Genomic DNA, 16607 nt, shown 5'->3' with positions numbered 1-16607 from the left:
GGGCCGTGCACCCCCGCGAGGCGGGGGCGCACCGTGGGTCAGGCGCGGCGCAGGTCGAAGAAGAGCTGGATCTCGGGCGGGACGTCCGTGCTCGCCGGGGCGTACGCCGACGAGTCCTCCCCGGCCACTTCGAAACCCGCCTCGCGCACGACCTGGCGCAGTTCTTCCCGCAGGTATCCGGATACCCGGATCGTGTGGCCGAGGAACGGCATCGCGAAGTCGTCCACGTCCGCCTCGACCATGGACAGGGCCAGCAGCCCGCCCGGCCTCAGCAGGGAGCGCAGCATCCGCAGCGCGTGCGGGATCTCGGCCCGGGGCAGCATCAGCAGCGAGAAGAACGCGGTCGCGCCGTCGAAGAGGCCCAGCCGCCCGTCGCGCAGCTCGGCGAGATCGGCCAGGTGGAACTCCGCCTCCGGGACGTGGGCGCGGGCGAGTTCGAGCATGCCGGGGGAGAGGTCGACGCCGACGACCCGGTGCCCCGCCCCGGTCAGCTGCCGGGCCGTGGGCAGGCCCGTGCCGCAGCCCACGTCCAGGACGCGGGAGTTCGGCGGCAGGCTCTTCGCGAGCCGCGCCCCGGCGGCCAGCTGGCCCTCCTTGTGCGGGAACGCCTCGTCGTAGCGGTCGCCGATCGCGTCGAACGCCTCGGCCTGCCCGCCGCGGTCCAGTCCTGGGAGGGCGTACGCGTCGTACTCCCGCTGGTGGTCACCGCTCACGGCCTCCGCCCTCCTGTGACCGTCTCTTCCATGAATATCCGTCACATGCCGTGCTGTGCTCGTGCCGTGCCACTGTCCGTGCCGCTGTGCAGTATCGCGGAGGCCGATCCTACGGTTGTCCCGCGGGGAGGTGCCAAGCGGTATCCGGGGTTCCGTGCGGTTTCCGTGGGTACGCCGCGCGGGAGAGCGGGTGCCGGGCCTCATGCGCCGCTGTCCGGGGCGCGGTCCCAGTCCTCCGGCAGCGTCGGCACCGGCCAGGCGGGATCCGGGCGGAAGTCCTCCCAGCCGGCGGCGAACGGGGCGGACCAGGACTCGATGAGCGCGACGGCCTCGCGGCCCGCCGCCCGGACCCGCTCGGCCAGTCCGGCGGAGACCAGCCCGGCGCGCTGCGCCTCGGCGAACTCGTCCTCGTCCTTCCACTCCCAACTGCGGTCCGGATAGACGGCGATGTCCAGGAAGTGGTCCTCGGAGTCCACCCCGCCCGCCCAGCGGGTGAGCGGCTCCTCCAGGTTGACGTACCAGTTGCGGAAGCCGCCGTCACGGTCCCAGAACAGCCAGACCGACCACGGCTCGCCGGGCCGCGCGAGCTTGAGGACCCCGGTGCCGAGCCAGGGCGCGACGGCGGTCGTGCGCGGCTTGGTGTAGCGGGTGGCCAGCGGCTCCTGGTGCAGCGGGGTGCCGTCGGCGATCAGCGGCCGCACACAGGGCGTGCCCGGCGCCACCCATACGGCGAGCAGCCCGGCTGTGTCCTCGACGACGGTGACGGGGCGGCAGATGTGCACGCGGCCGGTGGCGTTGTCGCGATAACGCCACAGAATCCTCTCGCCCGGCGCCCAGGGGGCGCACTCTGCCGTGCCCGTGGTCCGCACCGTGTCCGCTGTCATGCGCAGATCCTAGGTGCATGGTCCACCGATACGGTCGCGATCCCGCCGTGACGTACGACGCACAGGTACGGTCCGGGGCGCGCGCCGCCGCGTCCGGCGCCGTCCCGCCCCGGACCGTACCCGCCGGTCCCCCTACGGGTGCGTCATGCGCAGGACGTCGAGGGCCTCGTCGAGCTGTTCGCGGGTGAGCAGTCCGCGCTCGATGTAGCCGGATTCCAGGACGACTTCGCGGATCGTGCGGCGTTCGGCAAGGGATTTCTTGGCCACTTTCGCGGCCTCCTCGTAGCCGAGGTACCGGTTGAGGGGCGTGACGACGGACGGCGAGGACTCGGCGTACTCGCGGGCCCGTTCGACGTTGGCGGTGATGCCGTCGACGGTGCGGTCGGCCAGCAGCCGGCAGGCGTTCGCGAGCAGCCGCACCGACTCCAGCAGGTTCCTGGCGATGACCGGGAGCATCACATTGAGCTCGAAGTTGCCGGCGGCGCCCGCCGTGGCCACCGTCGTGTCGTTGCCGGTGACCTGCGCGGCGACCATCAACACCGCTTCGGGCACCACGGGGTTGACCTTCCCCGGCATGATCGAGGAGCCGGGCTGGAGGTCCGGCAGCGCGATCTCGGCGAGCCCGGTGCGCGGGCCGGAGGCCATCCAGCGCAGATCGTTGGCGACCTTGGTGAGGCCGACGGCGATCGTGCGCAGCTGGCCGCTGGTCTCCACCAGCCCGTCACGTGCCCCCTGTGCCTCGAAGTGGTTGCGGGCCTCGGTCAGCGGCAGTCCGGTGGCGCGGGCGACCTCGGCGATGACGGCGGCGGAGAAGCCGGGCGGGGTGTTGATGCCGGTGCCCACCGCCGTGCCGCCGAGCGGGAGTTCGGCGAGCCGGGGGAGCGCCGAGCGCAGCCGCTCGACGCCGTAGCGGACCTGCGCCGCGTAGCCGCCGAACTCCTGGCCCAGGGTCACCGGGGTGGCGTCCATCAGGTGCGTCCGGCCGGACTTGACGACCTCGGCGAACTCCTCGGCCTTGCGCTCCAGGGCGGCCGCGAGATGCTCCAGCGCCGGGATCAGCTCGCCGGTGACGGCGGCCGTCGCCGCGATGTGGATCGAGGAGGGGAAGACGTCGTTGGAGGACTGGCTCGCGTTGACATGGTCGTTGGGGTGCACCGGGCGGCCCAGACGCTCCGTGGCGAGCGTGGCGATGACCTCGTTGGCGTTCATATTGGACGAGGTCCCCGAGCCGGTCTGGAAGACGTCGACGGGGAAGTGCTCGTCCCAGCGGCCCTCGGCGACCTCCTCGGCCGCGTCCGCGACGGCCTCGGCCAGGTCCTTCTCCAGGACGCCCAGCCCGGCGTTGACCTTCGCCGCGGCGGCCTTGATCCGGGCCAGGGCGGCGATGTGCGCCCGCTCCAGCCGCTGCCCGCTGAGGGGGAAGTTCTCCACCGCGCGCTGGGTCTGCGCCCGCCACTTGGCGTGCGCCGGGACCCGCACCTCGCCCATGGAGTCGTGCTCGATCCGGTACTGATCACTCTCGCTCATGGTCGTTTACCTCCTGACAAACAAAACCTCTTGTCCGGTTCCATGTGTTCCCAAGAGACCTGACTCCCCAGTAAATACCGCGAGTAACAACGGAAATCGGGGAGGCTCCATGCCGCACAGACCCATCCTGCGCGCGGCTCTCGCCGCCACCGCCGCGCTCGCCGCGGCCCTCGGCGGGCTGGCCGCCACCACCCCCGCCGCCCACGCGGGAGCCCGCACTGCCGCCGCCCGGCCCCTCCCGCCGGACCTGGAGAGGATCCGCGCCGCCGAGTCCGTCCGCCTCTACGGCGACCCCGCCGAGCGGCCGCTCGGCGAGCGCAGGACGTCACTGGTCTCGCTGGGCGACAGCGAGATCTCCGGCGAGGGCGTGGGGACGTACGAGCCGGGCACCGCGGGCCCGGACAACTGGTGCCACCGCTCGCCCGAGGCCGCGATCCACCGCACGGGGATCCCCGCCGACGTCACCTACAACCTCGCCTGCTCGGGCGCTTCGACCGTCAACATCCGGATCGGCGGCAGCAAGCAGTACGCCGACGAACCCGTGCAGAGCGACGCCCTGGCGGTCAGGGCCCGCACCACCCGCGTCAAGCTCGTCCTGCTCGTCGCGGGCGCCAACGACGACCTGCAGTTCGGGCCCGTCATCACCGACTGCGTCACCCGCTACCTCACCCTCCAGGGCCCCTGCGAGCCCAAGTACGCCCCCACCTGGCGGCAGCGCGTCGACGCCCTGGTGCCCAAGGTCGAGCGGACCGTACGCGACCTGCGCACCGTGATGACGCAGGCCGGCTACGCCGACGGCGACTACAGGCTCGTCCTCATGGGCTACCCGAGCCCCATCGGCCCCGACTTCGAGGACAACCCCGACTTCCCCGGCAAGCTCGCGGGCGGCTGCGTCGGGCACACCTCCGACTCCGCGTGGGGCCGCGACAGCGCCGTCCCCGCCTTCGAACGCGGTATCCGCGAGGCCGCCCGCGCGAGCGGCGCCGCCTACCTCGACAACTCCCGCCTCTTCCACGGCCACGAGGTGTGCATGGAGAACACCTGGGCGCGCGGGCTGTACGTCGACCTCGCCAACCCCTTCCCGCCGGACGCCAATTCGGTGCGGCAGTCCTTCCACCCCAACGCGCGCGGCCACGCCGCCTTCGCGTCCTGCCTCACCCAGCTGTACGCCTCCGGCTACCGCGAGGCCGGCTGCGCCGACCCCGGCACCGGCACGCCCGTCCTGCGCGAGGGCGCCTGGGACGACGCCTACGCGCCGCTGCGCAACGCGGCGACCGGCTCGTGCGTCGACGCGTACGGCGCGAGCAGCGCCAACGGCACCGCGATCGGCGGCTGGGACTGTACCGGCAACCGCAACCAGGACTGGTGGTACGACCCCGGCTCCGGCGCCCTGCGCACCGCCCTGACCCACTCCCGCTGCGCGGACGTGCCCGAGGGCCGCTACGAGGAGGGCACGGCCGTCGTCCTGTGGAACTGCCACGGCGGGGCGAACCAGCGCTTCACCCAGGACGGCGCGACGCTGCGGCCGACGGCGGCCCCGCGACTGTGCCTGACGCTCGCCTCCGCGAAGGACCCGGTGCGGCTGCAGAAGTGCGACGGCTCGGCGAACCAGCGGTTCGCGTGAGCCGTCGCCCGCCGGTGCCCCCGCCGGGGCACCGGCACGGCCGGTCAGGAGCTGCGGACCGGGATGGAGGTGAAGGTCGGCGCCGGGGCCGGGTCGGTGAAGAAGTCGTTGCCCTTGTCGTCGACCACGATGAACGCCGGGAAGTCCTCGACCTCGATCTTCCAGACGGCCTCCATGCCCAGCTCCGGATACTCCAGGACCTCCACCTTCTTGATGCAGTCCTGCGCGAGCCGGGCCGCCGGCCCGCCGATCGAGCCCAGGTAGAAACCGCCGTGCGCCGCGCACGCGTCGGTGACCTGCTTGCTGCGGTTGCCCTTGGCCAGCATCACCTTCGAGCCGCCCGCCGCCTGGAACTGCTCGACGTAGGAGTCCATCCGGCCCGCCGTCGTCGGACCGAAGGAACCGGACGCGTAGCCCTCCGGGGTCTTGGCCGGGCCCGCGTAGTACACCGGGTGGTCCTTGAGGTACGCCGGCATCCCCTCGCCCGCGTCCAGCCGCTCCTTGATCTTCGCGTGCGCGATGTCACGGGCGACGACGAGCGGGCCGGACAGCGACAGCCGGGTCTTGACCGGGTACTTGGTCAGCTCGGCGAGGATCTCGTCCATCGGCCGGTTGAGGTCGACGCGCACCACGTCGTCGTCGGAGCGGCCCGCGGCGGAGCCGCTGACCAGCTCGGCGTCGGTGGTCTCCGGCAGGAAACGCGCGGGGTCCCGCTCCAGTCGCTCCAGGAACACGCCCTCCGGCGTGATCTTCGCGAGCGCCTGGCGGTCGGCGGAGCAGGAGACGGCGATGGCCACCGGGCAGGACGCGCCGTGCCGGGGCAGCCGCACCACGCGCACGTCGTGGCAGAAGTACTTGCCGCCGAACTGGGCGCCGATACCGATCCGCTGCGTCAGCTCGAAGACCTTCTGCTCCAGCTCGGTGTCGCGGAAGCCGTGCCCCAGCGGCGAGCCCTCCTCCGGCAGCCCGTCCAGGTAGTGCGCGGAGGCGTACTTGGCGGTCTTCAGCGCGTACTCGGCGGACGTACCGCCGACGACGATCGCCAGGTGGTACGGCGGGCACGCGGCCGTACCCAGCGAACGGATCTTCTCCTCCAGGAACGTCATCATCGACGCCTCGTTGAGGACGGCCTTCGTCTCCTGGTAGAGGTAGGACTTGTTGGCCGAGCCGCCGCCCTTGGCCATGAAGAGGAACTTGTAGGCGTCGCCGTCGGTCGCGTACAGCTCGATCTGCGCGGGCAGGTTGGAGCCGGTGTTCTTCTCCTCCCACATCGTCAGCGGCGCCATCTGCGAGTAGCGCAGGTTCAGCCGGGTGTAGGCGTCGAACACGCCCCGGGAGAGCGCCTCTTCGTCCCTCCCTTCCGTCAGCACGTGCTGGCCGCGCTTGCCCATGACGATGGCCGTACCGGTGTCCTGGCACATCGGCAGCACGCCCGCCGCCGCGATGTTGGCGTTCTTCAGCAGGTCCAGGGCCACGAAGCGGTCGTTCGCCGACGCCTCGGGGTCGTCCAGGATGCGGCGCAGCTGCGCGAGGTGGGCCGGGCGCAGATAGTGCGCGATGTCGTGCATCGCCTCGGCGGCCAGCTTCCGCAGCGCCTCCGGCTCCACCTTCAGGAACCTGCGGCCGTCGGCCTCGAAGGTCGACACGCCCTCGGAGGTGACCAGGCGGTACTCGGTGGTGTCCTCGCCCAGGGGCAGCAGATCGGTGTAGGCGAACTCAGGGGCAGGCATTACGGCGATCCTCACTCGGCAGGCAGCGATGGCTGGCGTCGTCGACAGCCCTACCAGCCTAGGACGCGCCACGGGCGGCCCTCAGGTGAGGCCGGGCTTACCGGCGGCCACCCGGCCCGGCCCGCGGCCGGAGCGGGCGCCGCGGGGCGGCCACCGCCGTGTCCGCCGCCGCCCCGCCCCTCCATCCCCTATCGCGATCTATCGCGTTTGGCTACCCTGCTGTCCGTGGACAAGCCATCGTTCGACAAACACCCGCGGCCCGCGGACGCCGACGGGCCCGCCGACGCCGCCCCCGCCCTGCGCGCCTCCGACGTCGACCGCGACCGCGTCGCGGACATCCTGCGCGAGGCCCTCGGCGAGGGCCGGATCACCGCCGAGGAGCACGCCGAGCGCGTCGGCGCGGTCTACGCCGCCAAGACCGTCGGCGAACTGGAGCCGCTGGTGCGCGACTTGCCCGCGCCCGTCGCCGGGGCCGCCGCCGCGCGCCCCGCCGAGGCCCCGGCACGCCCCGCCCCCGCGAGCGCCGGCGCCGCCGACACCGACAATGTCGTCGCCGTCTTCGGCGGCGCCTCCCGCAAGGGCCGCTGGCGCGTGGGCCGCCGCACCAACGCGTTCACGCTGTTCGGCGGCGTGGAGATCGACCTGACCGAGGCCGTCTTCGAGTACCCCGAGATCGTCATCAACGTCACCGCCGTCTTCGGCGGCGTCGAGATCAGGGTCCCCGAGAACGTCACCCTGCGCTGCGGCGGCGCCGCCGTCTTCGGCGGCTTCGACGTCAAGGCCCAGGAGGCGCCCGAGGCGAACGCCCCCGTGGTCGTCATCACCGGCTTCGCCTTCTTCGGCGGGGTCGACGCCAAACCCCGGCGCGGCAAGCGGCTGAAGGACCTGCGCGCGGCGGGCTGACGGCGCCCGCGCGGGCGTGGTAGCGCAAACCGTCACGGGCTGTTGGGTTCCGGTCATGGCAACGGTGTGAATAAGCGCGCGCACAGCGGGTAAAGCTTGGTGCATCGTCTCTCGCACGGCTGCCGGTGCGAATGGCCGTGCGCAGGAGAGACGGGCAAGGGTGACTCAATTCGGCCATGCAAAAGCCGTCGTCAGGAGTAGACCGTGCTGCTACCGCATCAGCCCCTGCAGGATGCCGCCGTTCCGTCCCAGCGGATTGCCTCCGCCAGGGAACAGGCCGGCCCCTGGCATTCGGAGGCGGTCTGCCGCCGGGATGAAGCCGGGCTCTTCTTCGCACCGTCCAAGGAGCCCACGGCCGCGCGCCTGTCCAGGGAGGAAGCGGCCAAGCGCGTGTGCGCGCGCTGCCCCGTGATGGTCGAGTGCCGCGAGCACGCACTGCTGCAGCCGGAGCCGTACGGGGTGTGGGGCGGGCTGACCGCGGCCGAGCGCCGGGTGGTGCTGGCCCGGCGGCGCCGCCGCGAGGCCGAGCTGCAGCGCGCCACCCGCGTCGCCGCGGCCGGCTGAGCCGGGCGTGCGACTACGGGCCGGGCCCCGCCGCATCCCGCCGGCGGAGCCCGGCCCGTAATCGCGCGGCAGGGCTTGTCAGCTCGGGCGCTCGAAGTCCACCGTGCTGTAGGCGCGCAGCTTCGACAGCCGGTGCGTGGAGTCGATCTGCCGGATCGTGCCCGACTTCGAGCGCATCACCAGGGACTGCGTGGTCGCCGTCTCCGCCCGGTAGCGCACCCCGCGCAGCAGCTCGCCGTCGGTGATGCCGGTCGCCACGAAGAACACGTTGTCGCCGCTGACCAGGTCGTTGGTCTCCAGCACCCGGTCCAGGTCGTGGCCCGCGTCGAGCGCGCGCTGCCGCTCCGCGTCGTCCTTCGGCCACAGCCGGCCCTGGATCGTGCCGCCCAGACACTTGATCGCGCAGGCCGCGATGATGCCCTCCGGCGTACCGCCGACGCCCAGCAGCAGATCGACACCGGTGCCCTCGCGGGCCGCCATGATCGCGCCGGCCACGTCGCCGTCGGAGATGAACTTGATCCGGGCGCCCGCCTCGCGGATCTCCTGGACGATCCCCTCGTGGCGCGGCCGGTCCAGGACGACGACCGTGACGTCCTCCGGCGAGGAGTGCTTCGCCTTCGCGATGCGGCGGATGTTCACACCCACCGGGGCGGTGATGTCGACGAAGTCGGCGGCCTCGGGGCCGGTCACGAGCTTGTCCATGTAGAAGACGGCCGACGGGTCGAACATGGTGCCGCGCTCGGCCACCGCCATCACGGAGACGGCGTTGGCCATGCCCTTGGCGGTGAGCGTCGTGCCGTCGACCGGGTCCACCGCCACATCGCACTCGGCGCCGGTGCCGTCGCCCACGCGCTCGCCGTTGTAGAGCATGGGCGCGTTGTCCTTCTCGCCCTCGCCGATGACGACGACACCGTTCATGGAGACGGTGCCGATGAGGGCGCGCATCGCCTTGACCGCCGCGCCGTCCGCGCCGTTCTTGTCGCCGCGGCCCACCCAGCGGCCCGAGGCCATGGCCCCGGCCTCGGTGACCCGCACCAGCTCCAGCGCGAGGTTGCGGTCGGGGGCCTCGGGGCTCACTTCGAGCGGGGACGGCAGATGGTGTTCGGTCATCGGGGCGCACCTTTCTGGACGGCTGAGGCCGTGGAGCCCCCCGAAGGGGCGGACGGCGAAGGTGCTGATGACTTTATCGGTTTACTGCCACAATGAGCAGGCCACCCCACGCATGAGCGGCGTCAAGAGGGTCGTGCCCCCGGTGCGTACCGGCGTCAAGATCGGCGCGGTGATGGGGGACGATGGGGGCGTGGCAGGCAGAAACGGCAAGAAGCAGACCGTACGGAACATGGTGCTGTCGCTGGTGGCGGTGATCCCCGTCGCCTTCGTCAGCTGGTTCTTCATCCCGCACGGGTCCGGCGGCGGGAACCCGGCGAAGACCGTCGACTACCGGGTGGAGCTCCAGACCGCGCGGCGCGCGGCCCCGTACCCGGTGGCGGCTCCGGAGGGGCTCGGCGAGGGCTGGCGCGCGACGTCCCGCTGGTACCAGCCGGGCGGCAGGAACGGCTCGGCCTGGCACCTGGGCTTCCTCGACCCGCAGACCGAGTACGTCGCGGTCGAGCAGAGCGACGCCCCGGCGGCCGGTTTCGTCGACGCGGTGAGCCAGGGCGCGCAGAAGACGGACCGCACCCAGGAGATCGGGGGCGTCGTCTGGCAGCGCTACGAGGGGACGAAGTACAACGCCCTGGTGCGCGAGGAGCCGGGGGTGACCACCGTGGTCACCGGTACCGCCTCCGCCGAGCGGCTCGCGGAGATGGCCGGGGCGCTCAAGGCGGAGAAGGCCACGCCCGTGCCCGCGCCCGGCCGGAGCTGACGGCGGGTCCGGTACGACGCGCAGGGGAGCCGCCCGTCCTCCGAGGACGGGCGGCTCCCCTGTGATGTCCGGGCCGTGGCCGCGTGCGGTGCGGCGGTCTCAGACGGTGCGCACGACCTGCTCGTAGGCCAGGCGCGGCGAGCGCGGGTACCAGGCGTTCTCGCCCGGCTTGCCGATGTTGACGACCATCAGCGGCGTGTGGTCGTCGTCCAGGAACTCCTTCTGCACGCCCGCGAAGTCGAAGCCGGTCATCGGGCCGGCGGCCAGCCCGGCCGCGCGGATGCCCAGCAGGAAGTACCCGGCCTGGAGCGAGCCGTTGAGCGCAGCGGACCGCTCGCGCGCCGGGCGCTCGGCGAAGAAGACGTCCTTCGCCTGCGGGAAGTGCGGGAAGAGCTCCGGCAGTTCCTCGTGGAACTCGTTGTCCGTGGCGAGGATGGCGACCAGCGGCGCGGTGCGGGTCTTGGCCTGGTTGCCCTCGGCCATGTGCGGCACCAGGCGCTCGCGGGCCTCCTCGGAGCGGATCAGCACCACGCGCAGCGGCGACTGGTTGAAGGCCGTCGGCGCGTACTTCACCAGGTCGTATATGGCCTGGATCTGCTCGTCGGAGACGGGCTCGTCGGCGAACGTGTTGGCTGTGCGGGCCTCGCGGAAGAGCAGGTCCTGGGCGGCGGGGTCGAGGGCGAGGGACATGGGGTCACACCTTCTTGCTTGCTGTGGGGGGTGTCCAGCTGATGAGGGCAACCTTACCCCAGGTGTATTAACTTTCAACCAAATCCCGGGCGGTGTGGCCCGTATCACCGCTGATGACCGGTTTTGCCCCCTGCCCCTCGGGCTTTTGGCCGCCCTCCGGCTACGCCTCGTCCGAGCCGCCCCGCTCCTCGGCCCCGGACTCGGCCAGCGCCGCGTCCAGCCGCGCCCGCGCCCCCTCCAGCCAGTGACGGCACACCTTCGACAGCTCCTCGCCGCGCTCCCACAGGGCGAGCGACTCCTCCAGCGTCGTGCCCCCCGCCTCCAGGCGGCGCACCACCTCGATCAGCTCGTCCCGCGCCTGCTCGTAACCCAGCACGCCCTCGCCGGACCCGTCCGTGCCGTCCGCGCCCGCCGCCCGGACGTCCGTCCCGGCCGTCTCCGCACCTGTCTTCGCCATGCGCCCCAGCCTAGGCGGGGGGTGCGACAACGGCCCGCACCGCGAACTCGCCCTCCGCGACGCGGGCCCGCAGCTCCTCCGCGTCCGCGACCTCGGCCGGGTCGCGCACCACCGCGCCGTCCGCCCGCTGCAGCACCGCGTACCCCCGGCGCAGGGTCGCCGCCGGGGACAGGGCGACCACGCGCGCGTGGGTGTGCCGCAGCTCAGAGTCGGCCCGGTCCAGCAGATGACCGAAAGTGCGCCGCCCCCGCTCGGCGAGCATGGCGATCTGCGCCTCGCGCTCCTCGACCATCCGGTGCGGCCGCTCCACGCTCGGGCGCGCCCGAACCGCCGCCAGGCCGCGCTCCTCGCGGTCGAGGAAGGCCGTGACGCAGCGCAGCGCGCGGTCGCGCAGCTGCCGCACCCGGGCCAGCTCCTCGCCCACGTCGGGGACGACCCGCTTCGCCGCGTCCGTCGGCGTCGACGCGCGCAGGTCGGCCACGAGGTCCAGCAGCGGGGAGTCCGGCTCGTGGCCGATCGCCGAGACCACCGGCGTGCGGCACGCGGCCACCGCCCGCACCAGCGTCTCGTCGGAGAACGGCAGCAGGTCCTCCACGCTGCCGCCGCCCCGCGCCACGACGATCACGTCGACCTCGGGCAGCGCGTCCAGCTCGCGGACCGCCTCCACCACGGCCGGCACCGCGTGCACTCCCTGCACGGGCACGTTGCGCACCTCGAAGCGGACGGCGGGCCAGCGGTGCCGGGCGTTCTCCAGCACGTCGCGCTCGGCCGCCGAGGCGCGGCCGCACACCAGCCCGATCAACTGCGGCAGGAACGGGAGCGGTTTCTTGCGCTCGGCCGCGAACAGCCCTTCCGCGGCGAGGGACTTCTTCAGCAGCTCCAGCCGCGCCAGCAGCTCGCCCATGCCGACGGGCCTGATCTCGGCGGCACGCAGGGAGAGCTGGCCGCGCGGCGCGTACCACTCCGGCTTGGCGTGCACGACCACGCGGGCGCCCTCGGAGACGATGTCGGCGACCTGGTCGAAGACCGCGCGGTAGCAGGTCACGGTCAGGGAGATGTCGTGCGAGGGGTCGCGCAGCGTCAGGAACACCACCCCGGCCCCGGGCCGCCGGGACAGCTGGGTGATCTGCCCCTCGACCCACACCGGCCCCAGCCGGTCGATCCACCCGCCGATGAGCCGGGACACCTGCCCGACCGGGAGCGGCGCCTCCGCGGATGTGTTGACAGCCATGCGGCGAGCGTAGCGGGGCGGTACGACAGCGGGCCGCCGCGGATTCCGGGGGACCCGGAGGGCTGCGCGCGGGCGCCCGGTACCGGGCGGGCGCCGGGCCGCCGGCACGTCAGGGCGCGCTGCCCCGGATTCCGGGGCCTGCAAGGCCGTACGCGCGGGTGCCCGGTGCCGGGTGAGCGGTCGGACCCGCGCCTGGCGGGGGAGGGCCGGGAGCCGGCCGCGTGGACGTGTGGCCGGGCGGGCGCCGGGGCCGGCGGTGCGCCTGCCCGGGGCCGGGTGGGCAGACGGCTCCCCGGTGCCGGGTGAGCGGTCGGCCCCGCGCCGGGGGCGGCGGTGCGCCGGTCGCGTACTCGTCGGGCTTCCTTGGCCGGCGTCCCTGACGCGGCGGCCGTGCCCCCGTGCGTACCGGTCGGCCGGGGTGACCCCGTCACCCCCGCGCCCGTACCGCCCGTACCCCCAGCACCGCCAGTCCCGCCGCCAGCCAGGCCCCGCCCACCAGTTGGGCCGTCCACGCGGCCTCGGCGATCACGGCCGTCACCACCACCAGGCCGAGGAGGGGGACCAGCACGTGTGCGACGGGCCGCACGCGCCCGCCGCGGTGGCGGACGGCGAACCAGCCGATCACCGACAGGTGCAGCAGACCGAAGGCGACCAGGGCGCCCACGTCCACCACCGACACCAGCCGGTCCAGGCCGTCGGGGCGGCGGGCCGCCCACACCGCCGCCACCAGCGTCACCGCCGCCGCCCCGAGCAGCGCCGGGCGCGGCACCCCCGACGCCCCCACCTTCGCCAGCCGGCCCGGCAGCCGCCGGTCGCGGGCCATCGCGAACAGCAGCCGGCCCGCCGCCGCCTGCCCGGCCAGCGCCGCGAACGCCGCGCCCACCGCCTTGCTCGCGGCGACCAGGTCGTGCAACCAGGCCCCGCTCGCCGCGTCGACGGTGTCGTAGAACGCGGCCCCCTGCCGCTCCGGGTGCGCCGCCAGCTCCGCCGGGGACACCGGCGCCAGCAGCGCCGCGAGATACGTCTGGAGCACGAACAGCACCCCCGCCACCGCCAGACACGTCACCACCGCCCGCGCCACCCGCGCCGAACCCCCCGCCGCCTCCTCCGCGAACGCGGCGATCGCGTCGAACCCGAGATAGGACAGCACCGCCACCGACACCGCCGTCAGCACCGCCCCCGCGGAGAACGCGCCCTCCCCGGTCAGCGGTGTGAGCCAGCCGCGCCGCGCCCCGCCCGTGGCGAGCGCGTACCCGGCGGCCGCCACGAACACCAGCAGCACCACGATCTCCATCACCAGCACCACGAAGCCCACGCGCGCCGCGACGCGAACCCCCCACAGATTCAGGCCGGTTGTCACCACGACCGCCAGCGCCGTCCACACCCAGCTCGGGACGGACGGCACGAGCGCGTGCAGCGCGATACCGGAGAAGAGGTACGCGACCGCGGGGATCAGCAAATAATCCAGCATCGCCATCCACCCGGCGACGAACCCCGGCGCCTCGCCGAGCCCCACGCGCGCGTACGTGTAGACGGAGCCGGCCTGCGGGGCGACCCGCACCATCTGCGCGTACGACAGCGCGGTGAACGCCATCGCGGCCGTCGCCACCCCGTACACCAGCGCCACCGCCCCGCGCGCCTTCGCGTCGAGCGTGCCGAAGACGCCGACCGGCGCCATCGGGGCGATGAACAGCAGCCCGTAGACCACCAAGTCCCGGAAGGAGAGCGTGCGATGGAGCGCGCTCGCGGCGCCGTCGGCCGGTGCGGTCATGGGCGTCCTCTCGTGGCCGGGCGGGGCGACGACGCCGTGGTGCCGGCGCCGGAACCGCCCGTGTACGGGCCCGACGCTACGGCCCCCGCACCGGGCCCGCCGCCCCGGGCACGCCGACCGGGCGGGCCCGTACGATGGGTGCCATGACTGCTACGCCCGGCCCGTCGCCCGCCGCCGCCCCGAGCGGAGACTCCCAGCCCCGCAAGGTCCTGCTCGCCGCCCCCCGCGGCTACTGCGCGGGCGTGGACCGTGCCGTCATCGCCGTGGAGAAGGCCCTGGAGCAGTACGGCGCCCCCGTCTACGTGCGCCACGAGATCGTGCACAACAAGTACGTCGTCGCGACCCTGGAGAAGAAGGGCGCGATCTTCGTCGAGGAGACGGCCGAGGTCCCCGAGGGCAGCATCGTCGTCTTCTCCGCGCACGGCGTCGCCCCGACCGTCCACGAGGAGGCCGAGCGCGGGAAGCTGGCCACGATCGACGCGACCTGCCCCCTGGTCACCAAGGTCCACAAGGAAGCCGTCCGCTTCGCCAAGCAGGACTACGACATCCTCCTGATCGGCCACGAGGGCCACGAGGAGGTCATCGGCACCTCCGGCGAGGCCCCCGAGCACATCCAGCTCGTCGACGGCCCCGAGGACGTCGCCGGTGTCGAGGTGCGCGACGAGAACAAGGTCGTGTGGCTCTCCCAGACCACGCTGTCGGTCGACGAGACCATGGAGACCGTCGACGCCCTCAAGAACCGCTTCCCCAACCTGCTCTCGCCGCCCAGCGACGACATCTGCTACGCCACGCAGAACCGTCAGCTGGCCGTCAAGCAGATGGGCGCGCGGGCCGAGCTCGTCATCGTCGTCGGCTCCCGCAACTCCTCCAACTCCAAGCGCCTGGTCGAGGTCGCCCTCGGCGCCGGCGCCCGCGACGCGCACCTGGTCGACTTCGCCGACGAGATCGACGAGGCCTGGCTGGAGGGCGTGCGCACCGTCGGCGTCACCTCCGGCGCCTCCGTGCCGGAGATCCTCGTCGACGGCGTCCTCGAGTGGCTCGCCGAGCGCGGCTACGCCGACGTCGAGACCGTCACCGCGGCCGAGGAGTCCATCACCTTCTCCCTGCCGAAGGAGCTCCGCCGCGACCTGCGCGCGGAGGCCGCCGCCCGGGTCGCCGAGGACTGACCGCTCCCCGAGGGGTGCGCCGCGTCCCCGCGCCGTAGCGTGGACGCCATGGACGTATTCGGCGTGGACATCGGCGGATCCGGCATCAAGGGCGCCCCGGTCGACGTGGGCCGGGGCGAACTCGCGGAAGACCGCTTCAAGGTCCTCACCCCGCAGCCGGCCACCCCGCACGCCGTCGCGGACAGCGTCGCCGAGGTCGTCGCGCACTTCGGCCGGCCCGCGGGTCCCGTCGGCGTGACCTTCCCCGGCGTCGTCGTCGGCGGGACGACCCGTACGGCCGCCAACGTCGACGGCAGCTGGGTGGGCCAGGACGCCGCCGGGCTGATCGGCGAGCGCCTCGGCGCCCCCGTCACCGTCCTCAACGACGCGGACGCGGCCGGCCTGGCCGAAATGCGCTTCGGCGCCGGAGCGGGCCGCCGGGGCACCGTCCTCGTGCTCACCTTCGGCACCGGCATCGGCAGCGCCCTGTTCGTGGACGGCACGCTCGTGCCCAACACCGAGCTGGGCCACCTGGAGCTGGAGGGCCATGACGCGGAGACGCGCGCCTCGTCCCGGGCCCGCGAGGAGGAGGGGCTGAACTGGCGGCACTGGGCGCGCCGGGTCCAGCGCTATCTCGCCCACGTGGAGCGGCTGTTCTCCCCGGACCTGTTCGTCATCGGCGGCGGCGTCAGCCGCAAGGCCGACAAGTTCCTGCCGCTGATCGAGGGCGTCAGCGCCGAGATCGTGCCTGCTCGACTGGAGAACAACGCGGGGATCGTGGGGGCCGCGATGGCCGCCGCCGCTGCCGCTCCCGGCGGCGCACCCTGAGCACGACGATCCTGCGGACGAACGCCAGCAGCGCCGCCAGCAGCGTGCCCGCGTACAGCCACCCGGCGTGCAGGGCCAGCACCGTCACCAGCCCCATCACCTGCCCGCCGAACCCCGGTGCCCCCTCGTCGAGCGGCACCGCGCCCACCGCGAAGGCGATGGGCGCGGCCACCGGCGCCGTGACCAGATCGGCCGGCCGCACCCACAGCGCGCACACCGCGCAGCACACGACGAAGCACACCCCGTAGAAGCCCGGGGAGGCGCCGAACAGCGAGGCGTCCGCGGCGCCCGCCGCCAGCATCCCCACCGTGGCCAGCAGCCCGCTGCCGAGCCCGGTCAGCCGCGGCCGCGGCAGCCGGTCCAGCGCGCGGCGCAGCGGGGGGACGGCGGCACCGGACCGGGCCCGGTGGACCGCCGCGCCCCCGCCGGCGGGCCCGGGCGGGCCGACGGGCGCGGCGGGCCGGGGCACGGGGGCCGCGCGGCGGGCCTTGCGCTGGGGAATACGCGTGCTGGGTTGCTCCACGCGACCAAACTAGGTCGAGACCGGGCCCGGAACCGGCCTGGGACACGGCTTTGGGCCACCTTGGCCGCCCGTTCGACCGACAGCCCGTCCGGGGCCGCCGCCCGGCCGTGCCCCGTAGACTGGTGGACCGGCCCACCGGTTCACAGGCGGGCC

16 protein-coding genes are annotated in these 16607 nt (G+C 73.6%); 6 read left to right on the top strand and 10 right to left on the bottom strand.

The window, feature by feature from the left end:
• Positions 1-38: 38 nt before the first annotated feature.
• From ACFP1Z_RS01735 to ACFP1Z_RS01725, 3 genes are all read right to left on the bottom strand, one after another.
• Positions 39-713: a class I SAM-dependent DNA methyltransferase gene (locus ACFP1Z_RS01735; RefSeq protein WP_390313892.1), complete on the bottom strand. Its 675-nt coding sequence runs from the start codon at positions 711-713 to the stop codon at positions 39-41.
• A 200-nt stretch (positions 714-913) separates the two neighbouring features.
• Entirely contained in the window at positions 914-1597 is a 684-nt protein-coding gene (fomD, locus tag ACFP1Z_RS01730; protein ID WP_390313891.1) for a cytidylyl-2-hydroxypropylphosphonate hydrolase, read from the bottom strand.
• 132 nt (positions 1598-1729) lie between these two features.
• Positions 1730-3124, bottom strand: coding sequence for a class II fumarate hydratase (locus ACFP1Z_RS01725; RefSeq protein ID WP_390313890.1), 1395 nt, complete (start codon positions 3122-3124; stop codon positions 1730-1732).
• 109 nt (positions 3125-3233) lie between these two features.
• On the opposite strand from ACFP1Z_RS01725, the gene ACFP1Z_RS01720 reads away from it, so the two are divergent.
• Positions 3234-4748, top strand: coding sequence for a ricin-type beta-trefoil lectin domain protein (locus ACFP1Z_RS01720; protein WP_390313889.1), 1515 nt, complete (start codon positions 3234-3236; stop codon positions 4746-4748).
• A gap of 44 nt (positions 4749-4792) precedes the next feature.
• Here ACFP1Z_RS01720 and ACFP1Z_RS01715 read toward each other — a convergent pair whose 3' ends face one another.
• On the bottom strand, positions 4793-6478 hold the full coding sequence (locus ACFP1Z_RS01715) for a fumarate hydratase (RefSeq protein ID WP_390313888.1): 1686 nt from the start codon (positions 6476-6478) through the stop codon (positions 4793-4795).
• 225 nt (positions 6479-6703) lie between these two features.
• Here ACFP1Z_RS01715 and ACFP1Z_RS01710 point away from each other — a divergent pair, with 225 nt between their 5' ends.
• Positions 6704-7381, top strand: coding sequence for a DUF1707 SHOCT-like domain-containing protein (locus tag ACFP1Z_RS01710; RefSeq protein WP_390313887.1), 678 nt, complete (start codon positions 6704-6706; stop codon positions 7379-7381).
• Between the two features lie 204 nt (positions 7382-7585).
• Positions 7586-7945: a WhiB family transcriptional regulator gene (locus tag ACFP1Z_RS01705; RefSeq protein WP_390313886.1), complete on the top strand. Its 360-nt coding sequence runs from the start codon at positions 7586-7588 to the stop codon at positions 7943-7945.
• A 78-nt stretch (positions 7946-8023) separates the two neighbouring features.
• On the opposite strand, the gene glpX is transcribed toward ACFP1Z_RS01705, so the two are convergent.
• Complete coding sequence (gene glpX / locus ACFP1Z_RS01700) at positions 8024-9055, bottom strand: class II fructose-bisphosphatase (RefSeq protein ID WP_390313885.1); 1032 nt, start codon at positions 9053-9055, stop codon at positions 8024-8026.
• Positions 9056-9122: 67 nt separating this feature from the next.
• Here glpX and ACFP1Z_RS01695 point away from each other — a divergent pair, with 67 nt between their 5' ends.
• Positions 9123-9809, top strand: coding sequence for a DUF4245 domain-containing protein (locus tag ACFP1Z_RS01695; RefSeq protein ID WP_390313884.1), 687 nt, complete (start codon positions 9123-9125; stop codon positions 9807-9809).
• 99 nt (positions 9810-9908) lie between these two features.
• Here the strand turns inward: ACFP1Z_RS01695 and ACFP1Z_RS01690 are convergent, their stop codons facing one another.
• The 4 genes from ACFP1Z_RS01690 to ACFP1Z_RS01675 form a co-directional block, all read right to left on the bottom strand.
• Positions 9909-10499, bottom strand: a complete 591-nt coding sequence (locus ACFP1Z_RS01690) for a malonic semialdehyde reductase (RefSeq protein ID WP_390313883.1) — start codon at positions 10497-10499, stop codon at positions 9909-9911.
• A 160-nt stretch (positions 10500-10659) separates the two neighbouring features.
• Positions 10660-10956, bottom strand: a complete 297-nt coding sequence (locus ACFP1Z_RS01685; protein WP_390313882.1) for an exodeoxyribonuclease VII small subunit — start codon at positions 10954-10956, stop codon at positions 10660-10662.
• Positions 10957-10966: 10 nt separating this feature from the next.
• Positions 10967-12187, bottom strand: a complete 1221-nt coding sequence (gene xseA, locus ACFP1Z_RS01680; protein WP_390313881.1) for an exodeoxyribonuclease VII large subunit — start codon at positions 12185-12187, stop codon at positions 10967-10969.
• Between the two features lie 427 nt (positions 12188-12614).
• Positions 12615-13958, bottom strand: a complete 1344-nt coding sequence (locus ACFP1Z_RS01675; RefSeq protein WP_390313880.1) for an APC family permease — start codon at positions 13956-13958, stop codon at positions 12615-12617.
• Positions 13959-14092: 134 nt separating this feature from the next.
• Here ACFP1Z_RS01675 and ACFP1Z_RS01670 point away from each other — a divergent pair, with 134 nt between their 5' ends.
• Positions 14093-15124 carry a 4-hydroxy-3-methylbut-2-enyl diphosphate reductase gene (locus ACFP1Z_RS01670; RefSeq protein ID WP_390313879.1) on the top strand — a complete coding sequence of 344 codons (1032 nt, stop codon included), beginning with the start codon at positions 14093-14095 and terminating at the stop codon, positions 15122-15124.
• A gap of 48 nt (positions 15125-15172) precedes the next feature.
• Positions 15173-15931, top strand: coding sequence for a polyphosphate--glucose phosphotransferase (gene ppgK, locus ACFP1Z_RS01665; RefSeq protein WP_390313878.1), 759 nt, complete (start codon positions 15173-15175; stop codon positions 15929-15931).
• Here the strand turns inward: ppgK and ACFP1Z_RS01660 are convergent.
• The gene (locus ACFP1Z_RS01660; protein ID WP_390313877.1) at positions 15834-16454 is read right to left on the bottom strand and encodes a DUF6542 domain-containing protein; all 621 of its coding nucleotides are present in this window, start codon (positions 16452-16454) and stop codon (positions 15834-15836) included. The two genes, ppgK and ACFP1Z_RS01660, sit on opposite strands and share 98 nt — an antisense overlap.
• Positions 16455-16607 lie beyond the last annotated feature (153 nt).

It is taken from the genome of Streptomyces gamaensis (assembly GCF_042656465.1).
In the GTDB taxonomy this organism is placed as follows: domain Bacteria; phylum Actinomycetota; class Actinomycetes; order Streptomycetales; family Streptomycetaceae; genus Streptomyces; species Streptomyces gamaensis.
This window is presented reverse-complemented; position numbering and strand designations above follow the sequence as displayed.